The following is a 19,892-nucleotide window of genomic DNA, read 5'->3' as shown; positions in this document are numbered from 1 at the left end:
ACCGCTGATCGGCGCGGGGGCGGAGCAGAGACGGGAGCCCGGAGCTGCGGCAGAATGACCGGATGATCATTTCTCACGATGTGGACGGGCCCGAGGGCGCACCGGCCGTGGTCCTCCTGCACTCGTCCATCTGCGACCGCCGGATGTGGGACCCGCAGTGGAAGCCGCTGGTCGAGGCCGGGTACCGGGTGGTCCGCGCCGACTTCCGCACCTGCGGCGAGTCCCCGGCCGGGACGGCGCCGTACTCCGACGTCGGCGACGTGGTCGACCTGCTGAACCACCTGGGCATCGGGCGGGCTGCCCTGGTCGGCTCCTCGTACGGCGGCCGGGTCGCGCTGGGCGTCGCCGGGTTCCGCCCGGAGCGGGTCTCCGCGCTGGCGCTGCTCTGCCCGGCGCGCCCCGGCCAGGTGCCTGGGCCGGAGATGCGGGCGTTCGGTGCCGCGGAGGACGAGCTGCTGGAGGCCGGTGACCTGGACGGCGCGGCCGCGCTCAACGTCCGCACCTGGCTCGGGCCCGAGGCCGCGGAGGAGGTCGCGGAGCTGGTGGGGCGGATGCAGCGCCGCAACTTCGAGGCGGGCCTCGCCGAGGGCGCCGGGGACTTCGAGCTTCCCGAGCCGGAGGTCGAGCTGTCCGCACTGACGGTCCGCACCCTGGTGGTGTCGGGCTCGCACGACCTGGCGGACTTCCGGCGGATCGTGGCCGAGCTGGCCGGTGTGCTCCCGAACGCGCGCTACCTGGAGCTCCCGTGGGCCGGGCACCTGCCCTCGCTGGAGCGTCCGGCGGAGATCACCGCCCTGCTGCGGGAGTTCCTGGCGGAGGCCGCCGCCGCGTAGGCCCGGGGCGCGGGCAGCGCCCCAGGATGGTACGCGGTGCCGGTGCGCGGTGCCGGTGGCGGCGCGCGGTGGCCGCGCCCGGGGTCGGGGCCTTCGCGCGGGCGGGGGCGGCGATCACCCGCCCCCGTCCGCGCGAACGGCGGCCTCAGCGCTTGGTGCCGTCCACGATCACCGGGGTGCCGTTGCCGTTGCCGCACGGGCTCGCGTAGACCGCGTTCTTCTCGGCGGCGGCCTTGAACGCCTCGATGCACTGGCTCATCAGGATCTTGTCGGTGAGCGAGTTGGCGATCGCCGCGTTGGCCGCGGCCTGGCTCTCCGAGTCGATCTTGCGCTTCTCGGCCTCCGCCTTCGCGGTGCGGACGGCCGCTTCGGCCTGGGCGGTGGTCTGGTCCTGGGCGATCTTCGCGTCGATCGCCTTCTGCAGGTCGTCGCTGGGCCGGACGTTGCGGAGGTTGACCCCGTTGACGAGGATGCCGCGCGGCGCGAGCCTGGCGGTGACCAGCTTGTCGATCTCGCCGGCGATCGCCTCGCGCTGCGAGCTGTAGCCCTCGACGCTGGTGTGCTTGGCGAAGACGTTGCGGACGATCTCCCGGCTGTCCGGGAGGACCAGGCGCTCCTGGACCGCGTCGGAGTCGCCGGCCAGCTTGTAGAGGTCGACGGTGTGCTTCGGGTCGATCGACCACTTCACGGTGAGGTCGGCGAACAGCACCCCGCCCTCGGAGGAACGGACCTCGACGGTGCTGTCGCCCGTCAGGTTGAGGTCGGAGGGGCGGGTGGAGAACGCGGTGACGTCGGTCAGCGGGGACTTGAGGTGCAGGCCGGGCTGCCACGTGCCGCCGATCTTCCCGAGCCTGGTCGGGACGGCCACCTCGTACGGTTCGACCACGTAGACGACGGTGGTGAGCCCGAGCAGTGCGCCGAGGAGGGCCGAGGCGATGCCGCCGAGCAGGGCGGCGAGGCTGTCGAGCACGCGGCGCCAGCGGAGCACGATCAGAACGAGCCCGGCGATGAGGAAGAGCAGTGAAATGATCAGCACGGCCGCAGCGTAGGGGCGTGTCGAACGCGGGTGCGATCCGGTTCGACCGATGTTCACGTCATCGACGGCGGATGTTTTCCGGCGCCCCCGGGGAGGCTGTGACGCGCGTCACGGCGGAGTCCTGTCACAAGGAGCCGGGCTGCACCGTCAAAGATGTGCAACCGACCGGACGACGACAACGGAGCACATCATGGAAGCCCGCCTGAACCCCTTCACCAACCCGGTCCTCGGCAAGGTGTACAAGCACATCATCGCCGCGAGCAAGGCACTGGAGGGTTCGACCCTGCCGGCCGCGACCCAGGAGCTGGTGAAGCTCCGTGCCAGCCAGATCAACGGCTGCGGCTTCTGTACCGACATGCACTTCAAGGACGCCGTGCACGCCGGTGAGTCCGCCGAGCGCCTCAACCTGGTCGCGGCGTGGCGGGAGGCGACGGTGTTCACCGACGCCGAGCGCGCGGCGCTGGAGCTGGCGGAGGAGGCCACCCGCATCGCGGACGCGGCCGGTGGCGTCCCGGACGCGGTCTGGGAGAACGCCGCCAAGCACTATGACGAGGACCAGCTCGGCGCCCTGGTGGGCGTCATCACCGTCATCAACGCCTTCAACCGGGGCAACGTCATCCTCCAGATGCCCGCCGGCGACTACCAGCCCGGCCAGTTCGGCTGATCGGCCGCTGCCGTCCGGGGCGAGCGGGCCCGGTCCGCTCGCCCCGGACGGCAGGCCGCCGCGCGGCGGCCGCGCTGCCCGAGGGCGGTGCGCCCGTCCGGTACCGGGGACCGGGCGGTCGACGGCGTGGCCTCCGCGCGCGGCCTGCGCAGGAAGTCGGACCCGCCGACTTCCTGCGCAGGCTGTGAGTGCCGCGGGCGCTGTGGCCGGGAAGGTTCACCGGGCCGGCGGCGGGCGTCGGTCGCCGCCCCGGGACGGTTCGCGGCTCAGCGGCCCTCCTCGGCGAGCGTGCCGAGTACGTCGAACGTCTCCGCCGGGCCGACCGGGCCGCCAGGGCCGAGCGTGTCGGCCGGGCCGTGCGGCGGGGCGTCGCGGAGGTCCGTCCCGATGCCCTCCAAGTGGTCGTGAGCCGCGAACGCGGCGCTACGGGGGAACAAGGCCAGCTCGTACGCGGTGAACGCGGCCTCGACGTCGTCGGGGTGCGCGGCGAGAGCCCGGCCGAGTTCGGCACCGTCGAGCATCGCCAGGTTGGCGCCCTCGCCGTTCGGCGGGATGAGGTGGGCGGCGTCGCCGATCAGGGTCACTCCGGGCACCCGGTCCCACCGGCGCCCGACGGGCAGGGTGTAGTGGGGGCGCAGGGCCGGCGCGGTGTCGCCGTCGGTGATCAGGGCGGTCAGTTCCGGCGCCCACCCGTCGAACTCCCGCGCGATCCGCGCGGTCGCGGCGGCGGCGTCGGTGAAGTCGATCGCGTCGAACCAGCCCTGGGGCCTGGTCAGCAGCACGTAGGTGTGCAGGGTGTCACCGCTCTCGCGGTGGGCGAAGATCTCCGTGCCCGGTTCGGACGCGGATGCGGGCGCGGGCGCGGACGCGATCATCGACCCGCCGCCGACCGCTTTCGCCGCGGCCGGGTGCCGGGTGTCGGCCTCGAACAGGTACGTCTCGACGGACGAGGTGCCGGCGTACTCGGGCACGGCGGCCGACAGCAGCGGCCGCACCCGCGACCAGGCCCCGTCCGCGCCGACCAGCACGCCCGTCACGACCGTCTCGCCGTCACCGAACGCCACCTCGTGGCGGCCACCGTCGAGAGCCCGGACGCCGGTGACCTTGCGTCCCCACCGGACGGTACCGGCGGGCAGCGAGTCGAGCAGGACCTGACGGAGGTCCCCGCGCTGGACCTCGGGGCGTCCGCCCGTGCCGTCGTCGGCCTTGTCGAGCAGGACGGTGCCGTCCGGGGCGAGGACGCGCAACGCCTGGCGGCCCTCCAGGACGACGGCACGGAACTCGTCCATCAGGCCGGCCGCCTCAAGGGCGAGCTGCCCGTTGTAGTCGTGGATGTCGAGCAGTCCGCCCTGCGCACGCGCCGACGGGTAGGGCTCGGCCTCGTAGACCGTGGCCGGGATTCCGTGAACGTGCAGGACGCGGGCGAGTGTGAGCCCGCCCAGTCCGGCGCCGAGGATCGTGACGTGGTTGTCCATGATGACTCCTCGCGATCGAGCCGCCCGGTGGGCCCCGGACGGCCGTCTCCCGAAAGGTCGCAGACCCCGCCGGCAGCCGGCTCACGTCCGACCGGCAGCCGACCGGCAGCCCTCTCACGGCCGACCGACACCGCAGGCCGGGCGCACTCGGGAACGGCAGAGGCGGCCGCCTTCCGGAAAGACGTACGGTCAACCGGAAGCATTCGGAGGTCGGTTGCAGGGAACCGAGGGGGCGCCACCCGCCGATCGGGGAAGCTGCATGCCGGGCCGGTGCTCGCGCAGGAAGTCGGCGGGTCCGACTTCCTGCGCGCGGCAGGGCCTTGAGCCGTGGATCACGGGCGGCGGTTGCCTTCGAAGTCGCCCAGGTTGGCGAAGAGCACCGCGTGGTCCCAGTCGCTCCACACCACGCACTTCTGCGAGTCCCAGTAGCGGTTGAAGTACAGATACGGCGGCCCGCCCGGCTCGTCGTGCGTCGTGACCTGGTCCGGCTCGCCGAGGACGGTGAGGAGTTCCTCGTAGGAGGAGATCCCCTCGAACGGCGACAGAAGAGCCTTGTCGATGCTGAAGCCGACCACCGCCCCGCCCCGGATCTTGCAGCCGATCCGGTCGGCGAGCGCCAGGGAGCCGTCGGAACGGACGGCGGCGTCGAGGATCTCGTCCGCCGTCACCAGCCGTCCGTCGCGGTCGTAGGGCTTGAGCTCGCCGTCCCTGAGCGTGCTTCTGGCGACGATGGGTGAGTCGGCGCGGACGACACGCCGGCGCGAGATGCTGCTCGCGGGCGCGCCGAAGGCGATGCCACCGACCTCCAAGGTCGACAGGTCGAGGTGTCGCCTGGTCAACAGGTCGATGTTGTGCAGGAGTTCGATCACCGGGCGATCGTAGTCAGGTCGGTTGAACGACCGGTGGCGGGCTTCGCGGCGCCGGTGCCTGCGCAGGAAGTCGGATCCGCCGACTTCCTGCGCAGGAGGGGCATCAGGACCGGCGGGCGAGGAAGAGGTCGTGGAGGTGTTCGACGTCGATGCCGCCGCCGTGGGCGTCGAGGACGGCGGCGGTGTCGGCGAGCACGCGGTCGCGGCGGTCGTCGGGCAGGGCGCGGTAGAGGGAGACGGAGGAGAGGTGCCCGAGGTAGCGGTCGGTGTCGTAGCGGACCCGCTCGGGGATGCGCAGTGAGCGGAGGTCCGTGAACCGGCCGTCGCGGCGACACTCCTCGTCCGGCCAGTGGCCGAGCATCCCGGGCCAGTGGCCGGGGGTGTCGCCGTAGGAGGAGGCGAGACCGGCGTGCGAGGAGAGGGTGAGCCCGTGCCGGAGGTCGACCTCGGCGAGGGCGGCGTGCAGGGCGGGGTCGACGACGCCCATGGGGTTCCAGAAGAGGGCGACGGCGCCGCCGGGGGCGAGGGCGTCGTGGACCTGGTCCCAGCGGGTCGCAGGGTCGGTCCAGTGCCAGGAGGTGGCGGCGAGGAGCAGGCCGAACCGGGTGTCGTCGGGCCGCCAGTCCTCGAAGGTGCTCACCTCGACCCGGACGTCGGGGAAGGCGGCGGTGTTGCGGCGGAGGACCTCGGCCATGCGGGAGTCGGGCTCGACGCAGAGCATCGGAGTGCCGAGCGCGGCGAACGGGAGGGTGGCCTTCCCGGTTCCGGCCCCGATCTCGACGGCGGGGAGGCCGGCGGGGCCGGTGAGGGAGGCGTAGGAGAGCACCTCGGTTATGAGGGCGTCGGGGTACCCGGGGCGGGCGGCGTGGTACGTCTCGGCCACCTCGCCGAACACCCGGCTGAGAGCCATGTCGAGAGGCTGGGAGGAGGTCATGGGTGCCTTTCGGTGACGGTGGGCTGTGCCGATGCGGTCAGAGGAGACCGAAGTCGAACTCACCGTCGGCGGTGGCGGCGATGAAGGCGGCGTGAGCGGCGGCGGTGAAGAGGAGGGCCGGGCCGGAAGGATTCTTCGAGTCACGGACATAGGTGACGAGGCCGCCAGGCATGGCAACCTCGACACAGTTACCTGAATCGTTGCTCCTGGACGACTTGTGCCAGGTCGCCTTGATGGTGCCTGCGTTCGGGATGCTCGGCAATGTGCTCGCTCCTCGTCGAAGAGGCGGCCCGGCGCTCCTGCGGCGCGCCGGGCCGGTGGGTTGGCCTGCGCGGTCAGAGGAGGCCGAAGTCGAACTCACCGTTGGCCACGGCCGTGATGAACGCCGAGTGGGCGGTGGCGGTGACAGTCAGGGTGGGGCCGGAGGGGTCCTTTGAGTCGCGAACGTAGGAGACAAGGCCGCCCGGTACGGCGATCTCGACGCAGTTGTCATCGCCGCCGCTGTAACTGGACTTCCTGAAATTCAACTCGGTGTTGGAAGCGTCAGAGTGGGAGTTGGTCACTTGATCTTGTCTCTCTGTGCGGTGATGAACTCAAGCGATGAATCTACGGACAGCGCCTCTGCCGTGATCTCTTGGAACTTTGCTCGATACAGCTCTACATCGGCCGGATCCTCGACCCAGAGACTGCTCATCAGCCCTTCGACCAGAACCACATCGAGATCCTGCCGCTGTGGGAAGCCCATGAGCGCCATCGCGCCGCTCATTCCCGGGTGGATCGCGGCGCCCGTCGGCATGACTTGGATATTGACGTTGGACAGCCGACTGAGAGTCAAGAGGCGGTCCAACTGCGGTGCCATGACGTCCGGGCGGTTCGCGTTCGAGCAGAGGGCGGTTTCATGGATCACGGCCCAGACTTGGACCGGGTTCGGTCGAGTCAGGATGTGTTGGCGCGCCATGCGGACCTGAACCAGGTCGTCGACGGTTCCGCCCGATCGTACGCGGAGTCTATCGATGACAATGCGGGCGTACTCGGGCGTCTGGAACAGGCCCGGAATGAAGGCCGGCTCGTAGGTCTTGTAGGTCGAGGCGTCGGTTTCGAGCAGGATGAGGTCGTTCGCGGTTGCGTTGATGACATCCCGGTAGCTCAGCCACCAGCCGCGCTTGCTGCCGTCCTTGGTGATGGCGATGAGGCCGGCGCGGAACTCCTCGTCGTCGCAGCCGTAGTAGTCGAGGAGCTTGTGCACATCCTCGATCTTGGCTGCGGTATGGGCGTTCTCGATCCGTGTCAGCTTGGGTTGGCTCATCCCCGTGGCCTCGGCCACCACTTCGGCTGTGAGCTTCCGTTGCTCGCGGAGCTTTCGCAGTTCGCCGCCAAGCCTCCGTCGGCGAACAGTCGAGACCGCCATGTAGACCCCTCCTGACCTGTCAGTTGACCAGTCTGCCCGCGCTGCGGGCATCCGCGCTACCAACAACTGCCAGTCTAGGCAGCCGAATCCAGGTTCGATATGCATAGATGCGAGTTGAGGCGCATGAGTTGCGCTTCATGCCACATGAGCGCCATGCTGAGCGTAGCGGACCGCATGCGCTGTGTAGGCATCGATTGCGAGAGCTTGCTCATGCCTGCGCTGGGCTTGCCTGCATCCAGATCCGAATGATCGTCATATGACGATGGATGCTCAGGTTCGCGAGGTGACATCCCCTTCATCCCTCACGGAGGTCTCTTCGTGTTCCCCCTCAACCTCCCCCCTGACTGGTCGGCCGCGCGTGAGGAGTTGCGCGAGGCGCTCGCGCGCGCCGGGTGGCCGCTCGACACCGTCTCCGACGCGGAGTTGGCGCTCCACGAACTCTTCGTCAACGCCTGGAAGCACGGCGGCTCGCCGGCTCCGCTCGTCGTGGTCGTCCTCCTCGACGGCCTCCTCCGCGTCTCCGTCAGCGACGGCAGCCCGGACCTCCCCGAACCCCCCGCCTCCACCGACCCCTACGCGACCTCCGGCCGCGGCCTCCACCTCGTCCGCTCGCTCACCCACCGGTTCGGCGCCGCCGCCCGCAAGCGAGGCAAGTCCGTCTGGTTCGAGTGCGCCCTGAAAGCGCCTGGTTGTATCCCCGGTATAGCCGGGAGGAATTCGGAGGTTATTCCTGGGTCCAATGGCTTACCTTGCGCTGAAAGGCAAAGGGGACCGTAGCATGCCAGTGAAGCGGCGGCCGGGTCCAGATATCAGGGACGGTGCGCCGCGAGACCCGTGCGATACGGCGAAAGCTGGATTGCCTGAACCCCAGTCTCCAGTCGATCCAAAGACAGATCCGCCGGAAAGATATCCGAAACCGGCGCCACTCCCTGCATCAGGTCCCTCGAACGCCGATGCAGCTCCGGGGAGCGGGGCGATGTCCAGCGAGGACATTCAAGGAGATGAACGGGGCGCCTAAGTCGCGCTAGCACGTACAACCAGGACGAACAGGGGATCACCTAAAGGGCGCGAGCCCCATGGTGACGGAGTGTCCGTAGTAGTCGCAGGAGTAACGACCTGCCAGGGAGGGCGGGAAAGCCGCCCACAGGGCCAAGGGACACAGGTGACCGGATATCAACGGAACCAGGAGGTATGCGTAATGCAGAGCGCCGAATCGGTACTTGATATCCTCCGTGAACGCGGCAGGCGCGGCCTGCCGTGCAACGAGCTCTATCGGCAGATGTTCAACCCGCAGTTGTATCTCATGGCCTACGGGCGCATCTACTCCAACAAAGGGGCGATGACGCCCGGGGTGACAGGGGAAACCGCAGACGGCATGTCGCTGGCAAAGATCGGACGCGTCATTGACGCGATGCGCCACGAGCGTCACCGGTTCGTGCCGGTCAAGCGGGTCTTCATCCCGAAGAAGAACGGGAAACGAAGGCCGCTGGGCCTGCCGTCATGGTCGGACAAGCTGGTCGGCGAGGTGATGCGTCTCCTGTTGGAGGCGTACTACGAACCGCAGTTCTCCGACCGTTCCCACGGTTTCCGTCCCCACCGGGGCTGCCACACCGCACTGCGACACGTGGCCCGTTCCTGGACCGGGACGACCTGGTTCATCGAGGGTGACATCGCCCGGTGCTTCGACGCACTCGACCATCGGGTGATGCTCGAAACACTGGCCGAGAATATCCACGACAACCGGTTCCTGCGGCTTGTGCGCAACATGCTCGAAGCCGGATACCTGGAGGACTGGAACTGGAACGCCACATTGAGTGGCGCTCCGCAGGGCGGTGTCCTGTCGCCCATCCTGTCCAACATCTACCTGCACCGGCTGGACACCTTCGTCGAGAAAGTTCTTGTGCCGGAGTACACCCGAGGCGGACTCAGGGCGAGGAATCCTGAGTACCGCAGAGTTGAGGGCTCCGTTCAGCGTGCACGAAGGCGTGGTGACCGCACCGCCGTGCGCGCCTTGCGCAAGCTGCTTCATTCTCTCCCGAGTCAGGACATGAACGACCCGGGATACCGCCGCTTGCATTATGTGAGGTACGCCGACGACACCCTCTTCGGGTTCGCCGGACCCAAGGCCGAAGCCGACGAGATCAAACAGCGCCTCGCACAGTTCCTGCGCGACGACCTCAAACTGGAACTGTCCGGGGAGAAAACCCTGGTCACCCATGCCAGAACACAGGCTGCCAGATTCCTCGGCTACGAGATCAGGACTCAACGGGACGACGGAAGGTCCGAGCGGAAGAAGGGAAACCGGCGGCTCCGCCGCTCGGTGAACGGAACCATCGCCCTCCACGTTCCGAAAGACGTGATCAAAGCCAGATGCGCTCCCTATCTGGCGCGCGGGAAACCCGCGCACCAGCCGTCGATGTACAAACACGACGATTACAACCTCGTCGGCATCTTCGGTGCCAGGTATCGCGGGGTCGTCCAGTACTACCTGCTGGCCGGCGACGTCCACCGACTGAACCGGTTGCACTGGGTCATGCAGTCCTCGCTGCTGTGCTCCCTGGCGGACAAGCACCGCTCGACCGTGTCGAAGATGGCCCGCAAGTACAAGGCCACCATCGACACACCGGCCGGGCCACGCAAGTGCCTCCAGGTCAGCATCACCCGTGCCCCCAGCAGCAAACCACTGGTCGCCCGGTTCGGCGGAATCCCACTCCAGCGTAGAAAGAGCGCGGTTCTCAAGGACCGCGATCCTGTCCAGGCAGTCTCCGCGCCACGCCAACGCGAGTTGGTCAGAAGGCTGTTGGCCGGGATCTGCGAGCTGTGCGGAGCGACCGAGAACATCGCGGTCCACCAGATCCGCAAGCTTGCCGATCTCGACCTCTTCGGACAGGAACAACCCAACTGGGCCGCCGACATGGCCAGAAGGAGACGAGTAACCCTACTCGTCTGCCCAACCTGCCACAGCGGCATCCACGTTGACTGCGAAAGCACACCTCACGGAAATCACTGGAGAGCCCGTTGCGGTTAACGCCGCACGACGGGTTCGGGAGGAGGCCGCTGGGAAAAGGACCAGCCCACGGGCTGGAACCTCGCCCGGCGGCCCACCTCACGCTGGACTCCGCCGCGTGAGCGCCCGGCCCGAGCCGCCGATCGCGCCGGACGACCCCCGGCTGCGCACCTACACCGAAATCGAGGTCGCCGCGCTCCTCGCCGAACTCCACGAACGAGGCCGCCCGTTGGGCATCATCTGGCCCTCCGCCACCACCGACAGCATCGTCGACGGCCGCGTCCTCGTCCGCTTCGGCAACGCCTCGACCGCGACCGTCCTCAACCTCCTCAACCTGTTCGCCCTCCTCCGCGACCGGGACGGGGCGGCCCCGTCGTGGGACTCCTGACCCACCCCGGCGTCGCCCGCGCCTTCGTCGGCGTCGCCCTCCTCCTTCTCCTCCTCCTCGCCTTCGCCACCGTCGCCCTCGGCGTGGTCGCCACCCTGCGGATGCCCCACCGCCCGGACGACGACCACGAGAGCGACTCCATGCGCGGCCCCACTCGCGGCGCACGCCCCTGACGGCGCCCCGACCAGACGTGCCCTGGCAGACCCACCGGGGCACGTCCCCCTTTGCGTGGCAGGCCGGCGCAGCCGGGCGGGCCGGCATACCCGGCACCGAAGCCGTCGAGGCCGCACCGGCGGATCGGCCGGCGCGGCCCGGTCGAAGACCCCCAGCCTGCGGTGTCGGGGCGCGTCCGAAGGCCCCTGCGGCCGTGGCGTCGCAGCGCATCGTGAACCGCCCGGGGGCCGGGGGCGTGCGAAGCCCGGTGCCGTGCCCCGGCAAGGATCGCAAGGGCGGCAGGCCCTACTCCTCCGCTACTCCTCCGCGAAGGCGTGCGTCTCCCGGCGGTACGGCACCCCCTCGAACGCGGTGAGCCGGTGCGGCGGCCACAGGTCCTCCCGCTCGTGCAGGCTCAACTCCCCGCCCCGGCGCAGCAGCCACACCGTCTCGTGGTGGAAGTCGAGGACGGCGTCCCCCTCCACCCGCGCCAGCAGTGCCGCCACCAGCCGTACGAGGTCGTCCTCCTGACCGGCCAGGTCGTCGGTCTTCGCGAGCCGGAACGCCACCCGCACCGTGGGCGAGACCCCCAGGTCCGTGACGGTCGGATCCCAGGGACGGGTGCGGGTCCCGTACACCCGCACCCACGTGCCGCGCGCGGTCAGCGCGCCGTCGCCGACCAGCTGTCCGGCGGTCCAGGAGCGGTCCGCCCCGAGCCGCGCCAGCACCCCGGCCACGTCGGAGGCCGACGACGGGGTGGCGAGGCCGAGGCCGTGGGAGACGGCCACCGGACGGTCACCGGTCCCAGGTGGACTCGATCACCACCGGCGCACCGTGCTCGTCCACGAGGTGGATGCGGACGCCCGCCGAGCCGTCGACCGGCTCCTCCGGCAGCTCGGCCGCCAGGTACTCGGCCTCCTCCAGCAGCTCCGCCGTGACCCGCACGCCCGTCAGGCGCTCCGTCAGCGCCAGGACCGCCGCCTTGCGGTCGACCGCGGGATCGCCGTCCCCGTCCGGGTCGAGGCCGAGTTCGCGCAGCAGACCGTTCAGCTCGTCGGGGGTGGTGCCGTCCCGGTGGGCGGGGTGCTCGAAGGTGGTCCGCAGCTCCCCGTCCTCGTACCAGTGGAAGAAGTCCATCGGCTTGCCCGCGTTGCTGTAGTGCGCGACGGCGCGGGTGCCGGCGGAGAGCGCCGCCATGAGACCGGGTCGCAAGCCCAGGTCGCCGCCGAGGTCGACGACGAGCGCCCAGTCGCGGCCCTCCGCGTCCCGCACGGCGGACGCGCCGAGGAGCGTGGACTCGGGATCGTGGTCGCACTCCTCCAGGAAGGCGCCGTGCGCGTCGACCAGTTCGCCGGCGCCCCGGCAGCTGCCCCACGGCGATCCGCCCACGATCCCGGCCACCTGCTCGGGCAGGACGTCACGCACCAGCACCATGCTGTACCCGAGGTCCAGCAGGCGGCCGAAGAGTGAGGGCACGGAACGGATCCAGCCGTAGTCGGCTGCCGTGGCGGAGGGGGCGGGAGTAGAGGTCACCGCTGAATCCTGCCAGCAACCACCGACCTCCGGGAGGCCCGTGGAAAGATCCCCTCCGGCCGGTGCCACAAGACCGCCGGGTGACCGCGTTGGATGGGTATGGAGCACATATCGACGGAGGGGGACCCGGTGGCCGAGCCGGGGCCGCCCGACTTCCCGGCCTTCGTGGCCTCGCGCGGGCGGCAGCTGCTGCGCACCGCGTTCCTGCTGACCGGGGGTGACGCGCACCTCGCCGAGGACCTCGTGCAGGAGGCGCTCGGGCGGGTCTTCGTCAAGTGGCGCAAGATCTCGCGCCTCGACAACCCGAGCGGGTACACGCAGACGGTCCTGGTGAACACCTTCCTCTCCCACCGCCGCCGCCGGAGCAGCAGCGAGCGGGTCACCGACGTGCTGCCGGACATCGCCGTCGCCGACCCGGACCCGGCGCTGCGGCTGACGCTGCTCCGCGCGCTCGGCGAGCTGCCGCCGCAGGACCGGGCGGTGCTGGTGCTGCGGTTCTGGGAGGACCGGAGCGTGGAGGAGACGGCGTCGGTGCTGCGCCTCAGCAGCACCGCCGTGCGCTCGCGGAGCAGCCGGGCGCTGGCCCGGATGCGGGACAAGCTGGGGGCCGAGACGACGGAGAAGGCGGTACTGCGCCATGCCGGTTGAGAACGATTCGCACGACGGGTCCGCGGACGGCGTCGACGGTTTCGAGGGCGAGTTCGCCCGGGCCCTGCGCGGCGCGGCCTCCCTCGCCCCGGAGGCGGCGCTGTTCACGCTGGCGGCCGGGGCCGAGCGGGTCGGCCGGCGGCGGCGCGGCCGGCGGCGGGCGGTGCTCGCCGGGGGGCTGGCGGCCGTGGTGCTGGCGGCCGGGAGCTTGGGGCTGCTCGCGGACGGTACGGCGGCGGACGTGTTCGGCCCGGCCGGGGAGCCGGTGCGGCCGATGACCTCCGAGGAGGTCGTGGGGCTGGTGACGGGGCTGCTGCCGCCCGGCTCGGTGACGGTCATGACCGCGGAGACGCCCGGGGTGGCGGGCCCGTCGGGGAACGCGCACGAGACCTTCGGCGTGCTGCTGTTCGACGACGGCAAGGGGGCGAGCCTCGTCTCGTACAGCGTCGAGCGCGGTTCGCGGAAGCCGGAGGAGGCGGCCGTCTGCATGGACCCGTTCAGCACTCCGAAGGAGAAGTGCGACCGGTCCGTCGCCCCCGACGGCTCCGTGACGGTGATCGACAAGCTGCGGGACGTCAACGTCACCGACCTGCGGAAGTGGCAGGCCGTCCTGGCGAGGCCGGACGGCACCGTGGTGCGGGTCACCGAGTACAACGGCCAGCCGGCCACCCCGAACCGGGAGGCGCCGCCGCTGGTCGAGCAGCAGCTCGGCACGATGCTGAGCGCACCGGAGTGGGACCGGGTCGTGGCGGCGCTGCCCGCCAACCCGAACGCACCGAAGGGGAAGCCGTCGCAGGCCGCCACGTCGTCGCCCGGCGCACCGGCCGCCACCCCGGCGCCGGCCGACTCCACCCCGGCGCCGGCGGAGCTGGTCGCGGCGCTGGCCGGGGCGCTTCCGCCAGGGGCGGAGGCCTCCGGGCAGGACGCCGAGCACGGCACCCTCCTGGTCACGTACGAGGGCCGCACCAGCATGCTCTCGGTCCGGGTCCAGCCGGCCGGACCGCGCGGGCTGGAGGACAGGAAGTACGCGGAGGAGGGCGTGCCGACCCCGCTGGAGGTCCGGGAGAAGCGGGCCGACGGCGCGCTCGTCGTCACCAACCGGTTCGGCAACGGCAAGACCGCCGTCGACCCGGTGCTGCACTGGCTGGCGGCCGTGTACTACCCGGACGGCCGGAGCGTGACCGTCAGCGAGTGGAACGGCGAGAACGGCTACACCTTCCGGCCCGGCACGCCCGCACTCTCGTTGGAGCAGCTCAAGGCCGTCGCCACCGCGCCCGCCTGGCGGAACTGACGGGCTGCCGCCGACCTCCCCTAAGCTGTCCTGTCGCTCCGCACGGGGGGAGCGACAGGACAGGGGAGCGACGGGACAGGGGGCGGACGATGGAACTGGCCGGGGTGGCACGGGCGGCCTTCGGAGCCGGGAGGCGGCTCGACGCGGTCGAGCGGCTGCGCGGGGGCAGCAAGAAGGGCGTGTACCGGCTGGCGTTCGACGACGGCGGGACGGCGATCGCGTACGTCTGGGCCGCGGAGGAGAACTACTGGCCGGGCGCGGCGGAGCAGGCGGACGACGCGGACCCGCTGTCGCACGCCTCCGGGCTCGCGCTCTTCGCGGCGGCGCACCGGCGGCTCACCGGGCTCGGGGTGCGGACGCCGCGCGTCCGGCTGCTCGACGGGAGCCGCGAGCACCACCCGGCGGACGTCGCGGTGGTGGAGGACGTGCCGGGCGAGAACCTCGAAGCGCTGCTCGACCGCGATCCGGACGCCGCCCGGCCGGTGCTGGCCCGCCTCGCCGACGCGCTCGCCGTGCTGCGCGGGGCCGGCGGGAGCGCCGGGTACGGGAAGGTGGCACTGCTCGACAACGGGGGCGTGTCGCACGGGAGTTCGTGTGAGGGGCTGGTGCTGGAGCGGGCGCTCGCCGACCTCGCCGAGGCGACCGTCCGGGACGGGCGGATCGCGGCGGCGTCGGAGCGGCTGCGGGAGGAGCTGCACGCCCGGGCGGCGGCGGTCACCCCGAGGGCGAACCACGGGCTGGTGCACGGTGAACTCGGGCCGGACCACGTGCTGGTGGACGCGGCGGGCGAGCCGGTGCTGATCGACATCGAGGGCCTGATGGCCTTCGACGTCGAGTGGGAGCACGTCTTCCTGCGGATCCGCTTCGCCGAGCACTACCCGCACCTGGCGGCCGAAGGTCTGGACGAACGGCGGCTGGCGTTCTACGAGTTGGCGATGCGGCTGTCCCTCGTCGCCGGCCCGCTGCGGCTGCTCGACGGCGACTTCCCGCACCGCGAGGTGATGCGGGGGATCGCCGAGCACAACCTCGGCGAGGCCCTGGCCCTCCTCGCCGACCGGGCCTGACGGGGGAGGCCGGGGGAGGCGGTGCGGCCCGGTCGCCGCGCTTCAGCGGGGGATGCGGTCGTGCCACTCCTTGCTGAAGACGACGTCCCCGCCCTCCAGGGCCCGCAGGTGGGTGTGCGCGATCAAGTGGGTGGGGTCGCAGCGGAGTTCGGTGCGGACGTGGACGGTGGCGTCCCAGCCGATGGCGGGGCGCTCCAGCCGGACGGTGCGGTCGGTGCGCGCCCGGGCGCTGAGCGGGGTGGCGGTGAGGATGCGGTACGCGGTGACGGTCCGCTCGTCGCGGACCAGGCCGTCGGCGTGGGTGCGGGTGCCGTCGTCGGCGGGGGAGAGCTCGGTGCGCCACTCGCGGCGGCCGATGTCGTGGACGGTGACCCGTTCGGGGCGGGCGGTGAGCGGTTCGGTGAGGAGCAGCGGGGGCGGGAGCGGGAGGGTGGGGGAGGCGAAGATGATCGGTTCGCCGTCGCGGTCGGCGGCCAGGTGGCGGACCGGGAGGGTCAGCACGGAGTGGGACGGGTCGAGCGCGAAGCCGTCCGGTTCGGGGCCGGGCCACACCCACGGCCAGTACGTGGAGGAGAGGGCGAGCCGCAGCCGGTGGCCGGGCGGGACGGTGCGGCCGACGGCGGCGAACGGGAGGGCGAACGGCAGCACGTCGTCGAGGACGGAGCTGAGGAGGCCGCGGGTGAGGAGCACGGAGGTGCCGTCGGGGGCGACGGCGCAGAGGCGCGCGGCGACCAGGGTGCGGCCGGAGCCGGGACGCAGCCGGAGGGAGAGGACCGGGGTGCCGAGGAGCTCGACCGGTTCGGGCAGCGGCCGGGAGTCGAAGCAGACGGAGCGGCCGTCCTCCTCGCGCTGGTCGGGCGGCTGGTCGGCGGTGCGGCCGGCCGGGGTGTAGGCGCCGGCGTTCAGGCCGGTGTGCTGGGGGGAGCGGACGTGCACCCAGCGGTCGTCGGACGCGGTACCGGCGGTGCGCAGCGGGCCGTCGAGTCCGTAGTGGACGTCGCGGACGTCGGGGGAGGGCCAGGGGTCGTCGGCGGTCCAGCGGGTGGAGAGCCAGCTCCGCAGGGCGGGGGTCCGGAGGACGCCGGTGTCGATGTCGCGGAGCCAGTGGTCGTACCAGCGGAGTGCTTCGGGGAGGACTTCGTCGGGCAGGCCGTGCGCCCAGGGGCCGAGGACGGCGCGGACGGGGACGGTCCCGGCGGTGGTGAGCAGGTCCAGCAGGCGGGAGGCGGACGGGTCGGACCAGCCGGCCACGGCGAGGGTGGGGACGGCGGCCGCGGCCGGGGTGTCCGGCGGGGCGGCCAGCCAGCCCGCGAGCGGAGGTTCGAGGGCGTCGAGCCGGGCGAGCCACATCGTCCGCCAGTCGTCGCCGACGTACTGCGGGTCCGGTGGGCGGGCCGCGTCGGCGAGGTGGGCGGTGGCGCGGGTGTGGCCGTCGGCGGCGAGGACGGCGCCGCCGAGGCGGTGCGGGCCGTCGGGGCAGGCGGTGACCACGGCGTGGACGGCGTCGGGGGCGCGGGCGGCGAGGAGCAGCGCGCCGGCGCCGGCGGATCCGGTGCCGAGCAGGCCGGCCCGGCCGCTGCACCAGGGCTGTGCGGCGAGCCGGCGGACGACCTCGGCGCCGTCCTCGGTCGCGCGGTCCGGGTCGGACGGGGGGAGCCCGTCGGAGTTGCCGTGGCCGCGGGCGTCGACCCGGGCGACGGCGTAGCCGTGGCCGGCGAACCAGGGGTGGCGGCGGGCGTCCTCGGTGGCGGTCCAGTCGGTGAGGCGGCCGGTGGAGTACTCCAGCAGGACGGGGACGGGCTCGTCGGTCACCGGGCGCCACAGGCGGGCGTACAGCGCGGTGCCGTCGGAGAGTGGGACGCGCAGGTCCTCGCGGGTGGTGCGGTAGGGGTACGAGGGCATGGCCGCTCCCATCGGGTCCCGGTCGGCGGGCCGGTCGGCGGGCCGTTCGGCAGGCCGGGCGTCGCGGCGGGCCCACCGGGACCCGGCCCGCGGCGCGGCGTCGGTACTCCGACGGTAGGGGAGGAACCGGGCGCGCGCCCGGTGAGCGTGGTCAGGCCCCGCTGAGCGCGGTCACCCCGCTGAGCGCGGTCAGGCCCCGCTGAGCCAGGCGGTGGCGTTGAGGGCGAGGGCGGCGTTGGTGCCGGCGGGGTCGTTCCAGCCGTCGAAGAGCCGGTTCCTGGGCTGTCCGGTGCCGTCGTCGGCGGGGGAGCTGTCGCCCCAGACGGCGACCCGGCCGGCGCCGTAGCCGCTGGTGGCGAAGAACACGCCGGTGGTGCCGGAGGAGCCGGTGAGGTGGACGAGGCCCTTGACCGTCGGGTTGTGGGCGGGGTTGAGGGTGAAGGTGGTGCCGGCGCGCAGGATGGAGCCGGTGACGGTGCCGAACGGGCCGTGCAGGACGGGGTCGGCGGCGTCGTCGACCGCGCGCGGGTTGTCGTTGCGGATGTTCGCGATGTCGACGCTGAACCCGAACGGGTCGTTGTTGTCGACGCCGTTGTCGGTCATCAGGTCGTTGATGATCGCGGGGGAGTCCCAGCCGTCGTTGTTGCGGTCGCTCATGGCGTGGTCGGAGATCAGGAAGAGTCCGCCGCCGTTCTGGACGAAGCGGATCAGGGCGGCCTTCTCGGCGGGGCTGAACCGGATGTTCGGCTCGGGGACGACGAAGGTGTCGAAGTTGGCGAGGTCGAGGGGGGCGGCGGTGCCGAAGCTGATGGTGGAGCCGGGCGGGAGGGTGCTGAGGCTGTACTGACCGGTCTGCTGGAGGGCGACGCCCCAGGCGGAGAGCGCGCCGGTCCAGCTCTTGTCGGTGGTGGGGGCGGGGTTCTGGACGAGCGGGTTGGGTTGGGCGGTGGAGATGATCCAGTCTGCTCTGCCGGCGGTCTCGGCCTTGCTGTTGTCGAACAGCACCCGGTGAGGGGCGGCAGCGGCTCCGGCGGTGCCGGGCGCAGGGGGCGTGCCGGGCGCGGGGGGCGTGCCGGGCGTGGGGGAGGGACAGGGCGGGGTGGCGGTGGCGGTGGCGGCGCCGGACGCGCTGGCCGTGCCGGACGCGCCGGCGGTGCCGGGCGGGGTGGCGGGAGCGGGGCCGGTCAGGCCGGTCAGGCCGGCGCAGAGTAAGGCCGAGGCGGCGAGTGCGACGGGTGTTCGCATGCGGATCATGGGCCGTACCTCCGTGGGGGGTCGGGGTGTCGGCGCCCGGGTGTTCGCGCGTGGACGGCGGTGGGGAGGCGCGAGGGGTGACGGCCGCCCGTACGGTCCGTGACGTCCTGTCCGGCGTCCATGACGGCCTACCACCATCATCTCTCCGTCGTCGCACCTCCGGGCGTGCGTGCCGCCGGCGGCCGGTCCGTACTTGCGCATGGCTTGCATGTACAACCCGCGGGAGGAAAGATGGCCCAGCTTTCCGCCCCCACCCGAAAGGACGTACCGATGACCGGCCCCCGCTGGCGCGACCGGCTCACCCGTGAGGAGTGGATCCGCCTGGCAGGCATGGGCGGGTTCATCCTCGCGCTGCACGTGATCGGCTGGTTCACCCTGCTCGCGGTCATCGCCCCCGAGCACTACGAGGTCGGCGGCCAGGTGTTCGGCGCCGGCATGGGCCTCACCGCGTACACCCTCGGCATGCGGCACGCCTTCGACGCGGACCACATCGCCGCCATCGACAACACCACCCGCAAGCTGATGGGCCAGGGCAAGCGGCCGCTCTCGGTCGGCTTCTGGTTCTCGCTGGGCCACTCCTCGATCGTCTTCGGCCTCTGCGCGCTGCTCGCCTTCGGCATCAAGTCGCTCGCCGGGCAGGTCGAGTCGGACGACTCCTCCCTGCACGAGGCGACCGGCCTGATCGGCGTCACCGTCTCCGGGACCTTCCTGCTCCTGCTCGGCCTGATCAACCTGGGGGCCTTCAACGGGATCCTCAAGGTGTTCCGCAAGATGCGCGAGGGCGAGTTCGACGAGGCCGAGCTGGAGGAGCAGCTGGAGAAGCGCGGGCTGATGAACCGCGTCCTCGGCCGGGTGACCAGGGCCGTCACCAAGCCCTGGCACATGTACCCGGTCGGCCTGCTGTTCGGCCTGGGCTTCGACACCGCCACCGAGGTGTCGCTGCTGGTGCTCGCCGGCGGCGCGGCGGCGTTCCAGCTGCCCTGGTATGCGCTGCTGGTGCTGCCGGTGCTGTTCGCGGCGGGCATGAGCCTGCTGGACACCATCGACGGCTCGTTCATGAACTTCGCCTACGAGTGGGCGTTCTCCAAGCCGGTCCGGAAGATCTACTACAACCTGACCGTCACCGGGCTCTCGGTGCTGGTCGCGCTGGTCATCGGCTCGATCGAGCTGATCGGGCTGCTCGGCGAGAAGCTCGACGTCACCAGCGGACCGGTCGCCTGGATCGGCGGGCTGGACCTCGACTTCGTGGGCTACGCCATCGTCGGCCTCTTCGTGCTCACCTGGGTGGCGGCGATCGCCTACTGGAAGCTCGGCAGGGTAGAGGAGAAGTGGTCGGCGGGGCTCGCGGCGGCGGCCGCGGACAAGGGCGAGTAGCGGACAGGGCCGGGCCCCGGGGGAACACCCCCGGGGCCCGGCCCTTCCCGTCCTGCACC

21 protein-coding genes are annotated in these 19,892 nt (G+C 71.7%); 10 read left to right on the top strand and 11 right to left on the bottom strand.

Features of this window, described 5'->3' with window-relative positions:
• Positions 1-62: 62 nt before the first annotated feature.
• Positions 63-833 (top strand): alpha/beta fold hydrolase, encoded by a 771-nt coding sequence (locus tag AC067J_RS00365; RefSeq protein WP_478295710.1) that lies wholly within the window; start codon positions 63-65, stop codon positions 831-833.
• Positions 834-978: 145 nt separating this feature from the next.
• On the opposite strand, the gene AC067J_RS00360 is transcribed toward AC067J_RS00365, so the two are convergent.
• On the bottom strand, positions 979-1,869 hold the full coding sequence (locus tag AC067J_RS00360) for a prohibitin family protein (RefSeq protein WP_478295709.1): 891 nt from the start codon (positions 1,867-1,869) through the stop codon (positions 979-981).
• 190 nt (positions 1,870-2,059) lie between these two features.
• Between AC067J_RS00360 and AC067J_RS00355 the strand changes: the two genes are divergently transcribed.
• Positions 2,060-2,533: a carboxymuconolactone decarboxylase family protein gene (locus AC067J_RS00355; RefSeq protein WP_478295708.1), complete on the top strand. Its 474-nt coding sequence runs from the start codon at positions 2,060-2,062 to the stop codon at positions 2,531-2,533.
• Between the two features lie 266 nt (positions 2,534-2,799).
• Here AC067J_RS00355 and AC067J_RS00350 read toward each other — a convergent pair whose 3' ends face one another.
• The 6 genes from AC067J_RS00350 to AC067J_RS00325 form a co-directional block, all read right to left on the bottom strand.
• Positions 2,800-4,008, bottom strand: a complete 1,209-nt coding sequence (locus tag AC067J_RS00350) for an FAD-dependent oxidoreductase (protein WP_478295707.1) — start codon at positions 4,006-4,008, stop codon at positions 2,800-2,802.
• A gap of 332 nt (positions 4,009-4,340) precedes the next feature.
• Entirely contained in the window at positions 4,341-4,877 is a 537-nt protein-coding gene (locus AC067J_RS00345) for a hypothetical protein (protein ID WP_478295706.1), read from the bottom strand.
• Positions 4,878-4,980: 103 nt separating this feature from the next.
• Complete coding sequence (locus tag AC067J_RS00340; RefSeq protein ID WP_478295705.1) at positions 4,981-5,787, bottom strand: class I SAM-dependent methyltransferase; 807 nt, start codon at positions 5,785-5,787, stop codon at positions 4,981-4,983.
• A 61-nt stretch (positions 5,788-5,848) separates the two neighbouring features.
• Positions 5,849-6,073 (bottom strand): DUF397 domain-containing protein, encoded by a 225-nt coding sequence (locus AC067J_RS00335; RefSeq protein WP_478295704.1) that lies wholly within the window; start codon positions 6,071-6,073, stop codon positions 5,849-5,851.
• A 73-nt stretch (positions 6,074-6,146) separates the two neighbouring features.
• A complete protein-coding gene (locus AC067J_RS00330; protein WP_478295703.1) occupies positions 6,147-6,374 on the bottom strand; it encodes a DUF397 domain-containing protein in 228 nt (75 codons plus the stop codon).
• Positions 6,371-7,219 carry a helix-turn-helix domain-containing protein gene (locus AC067J_RS00325; protein WP_478295702.1) on the bottom strand — a complete coding sequence of 283 codons (849 nt, stop codon included), beginning with the start codon at positions 7,217-7,219 and terminating at the stop codon, positions 6,371-6,373. Before AC067J_RS00325 ends, AC067J_RS00330 begins: the two co-directional genes overlap by 4 nt.
• 318 nt (positions 7,220-7,537) lie before the next feature.
• Here AC067J_RS00325 and AC067J_RS00320 point away from each other — a divergent pair, with 318 nt between their 5' ends.
• From AC067J_RS00320 to AC067J_RS00305, 4 genes are all read left to right on the top strand, one after another.
• Entirely contained in the window at positions 7,538-7,996 is a 459-nt protein-coding gene (locus tag AC067J_RS00320) for an ATP-binding protein (protein WP_478295701.1), read from the top strand.
• Positions 7,997-8,417: 421 nt separating this feature from the next.
• Complete coding sequence (locus AC067J_RS00315; RefSeq protein WP_478295700.1) at positions 8,418-10,247, top strand: reverse transcriptase/maturase family protein; 1,830 nt, start codon at positions 8,418-8,420, stop codon at positions 10,245-10,247.
• A gap of 97 nt (positions 10,248-10,344) precedes the next feature.
• Positions 10,345-10,614 carry a hypothetical protein gene (locus AC067J_RS00310; RefSeq protein ID WP_478295699.1) on the top strand — a complete coding sequence of 90 codons (270 nt, stop codon included), beginning with the start codon at positions 10,345-10,347 and terminating at the stop codon, positions 10,612-10,614.
• Entirely contained in the window at positions 10,602-10,787 is a 186-nt protein-coding gene (locus tag AC067J_RS00305) for a hypothetical protein (protein ID WP_478295698.1), read from the top strand. Before AC067J_RS00310 ends, AC067J_RS00305 begins: the two co-directional genes overlap by 13 nt.
• Positions 10,788-11,084: 297 nt before the next feature.
• On the opposite strand, the gene AC067J_RS00300 is transcribed toward AC067J_RS00305, so the two are convergent.
• Positions 11,085-11,555 (bottom strand): SitI3 family protein, encoded by a 471-nt coding sequence (locus AC067J_RS00300; protein ID WP_478295697.1) that lies wholly within the window; start codon positions 11,553-11,555, stop codon positions 11,085-11,087.
• Positions 11,556-11,562: 7 nt separating this feature from the next.
• The gene (locus AC067J_RS00295; RefSeq protein WP_478295696.1) at positions 11,563-12,300 is read right to left on the bottom strand and encodes a DUF6461 domain-containing protein; all 738 of its coding nucleotides are present in this window, start codon (positions 12,298-12,300) and stop codon (positions 11,563-11,565) included.
• A 99-nt stretch (positions 12,301-12,399) separates the two neighbouring features.
• Between AC067J_RS00295 and AC067J_RS00290 the strand changes: the two genes are divergently transcribed.
• From AC067J_RS00290 to AC067J_RS00280, 3 genes are all read left to right on the top strand, one after another.
• Entirely contained in the window at positions 12,400-12,948 is a 549-nt protein-coding gene (locus AC067J_RS00290) for a SigE family RNA polymerase sigma factor (protein ID WP_478295695.1), read from the top strand.
• The gene (locus AC067J_RS00285; protein WP_478295694.1) at positions 12,938-14,239 is read left to right on the top strand and encodes a hypothetical protein; all 1,302 of its coding nucleotides are present in this window, start codon (positions 12,938-12,940) and stop codon (positions 14,237-14,239) included. Before AC067J_RS00290 ends, AC067J_RS00285 begins: the two co-directional genes overlap by 11 nt.
• Positions 14,240-14,328: 89 nt before the next feature.
• Positions 14,329-15,303, top strand: a complete 975-nt coding sequence (locus AC067J_RS00280; RefSeq protein WP_478295693.1) for a phosphotransferase family protein — start codon at positions 14,329-14,331, stop codon at positions 15,301-15,303.
• Positions 15,304-15,345: 42 nt separating this feature from the next.
• On the opposite strand, the gene AC067J_RS00275 is transcribed toward AC067J_RS00280, so the two are convergent.
• A complete protein-coding gene (locus AC067J_RS00275; RefSeq protein ID WP_478295692.1) occupies positions 15,346-17,205 on the bottom strand; it encodes a CocE/NonD family hydrolase in 1,860 nt (619 codons plus the stop codon).
• Positions 17,206-17,394: 189 nt separating this feature from the next.
• Positions 17,395-18,459: a hydrolase gene (locus tag AC067J_RS00270; RefSeq protein ID WP_478295691.1), complete on the bottom strand. Its 1,065-nt coding sequence runs from the start codon at positions 18,457-18,459 to the stop codon at positions 17,395-17,397.
• A 270-nt stretch (positions 18,460-18,729) separates the two neighbouring features.
• Between AC067J_RS00270 and nicT the strand changes: the two genes are divergently transcribed.
• Positions 18,730-19,833, top strand: coding sequence for a Nickel transporter NicT (nicT, locus tag AC067J_RS00265; RefSeq protein ID WP_478295690.1), 1,104 nt, complete (start codon positions 18,730-18,732; stop codon positions 19,831-19,833).
• Positions 19,834-19,892 lie beyond the last annotated feature (59 nt).

The organism is Kitasatospora sp. NPDC042419, assembly GCF_056437345.1.
This window is presented reverse-complemented; position numbering and strand designations above follow the sequence as displayed.

Coding starts and splice junctions, on each gene's coding strand:
- AC067J_RS00325 (WP_478295702.1), bottom strand. CDS start 7,219: ATGGCGGTCTCGACTGTTCGCCGACGGAGGCTTGGCGGCGAACTGCGA.
- AC067J_RS00270 (WP_478295691.1), bottom strand. CDS start 18,459: ATGATCCGCATGCGAACACCCGTCGCACTCGCCGCCTCGGCCTTACTC.
- AC067J_RS00365 (WP_478295710.1), top strand. CDS start 63: ATGATCATTTCTCACGATGTGGACGGGCCCGAGGGCGCACCGGCCGTG.
- AC067J_RS00350 (WP_478295707.1), bottom strand. CDS start 4,008: ATGGACAACCACGTCACGATCCTCGGCGCCGGACTGGGCGGGCTCACA.
- AC067J_RS00290 (WP_478295695.1), top strand. CDS start 12,400: ATGGAGCACATATCGACGGAGGGGGACCCGGTGGCCGAGCCGGGGCCG.
- AC067J_RS00340 (WP_478295705.1), bottom strand. CDS start 5,787: ATGGCTCTCAGCCGGGTGTTCGGCGAGGTGGCCGAGACGTACCACGCC.
- AC067J_RS00275 (WP_478295692.1), bottom strand. CDS start 17,205: ATGCCCTCGTACCCCTACCGCACCACCCGCGAGGACCTGCGCGTCCCA.
- nicT (WP_478295690.1), top strand. CDS start 18,730: ATGACCGGCCCCCGCTGGCGCGACCGGCTCACCCGTGAGGAGTGGATC.
- AC067J_RS00285 (WP_478295694.1), top strand. CDS start 12,938: ATGCCGGTTGAGAACGATTCGCACGACGGGTCCGCGGACGGCGTCGAC.
- AC067J_RS00280 (WP_478295693.1), top strand. CDS start 14,329: ATGGAACTGGCCGGGGTGGCACGGGCGGCCTTCGGAGCCGGGAGGCGG.
- AC067J_RS00315 (WP_478295700.1), top strand. CDS start 8,418: ATGCAGAGCGCCGAATCGGTACTTGATATCCTCCGTGAACGCGGCAGG.
- AC067J_RS00355 (WP_478295708.1), top strand. CDS start 2,060: ATGGAAGCCCGCCTGAACCCCTTCACCAACCCGGTCCTCGGCAAGGTG.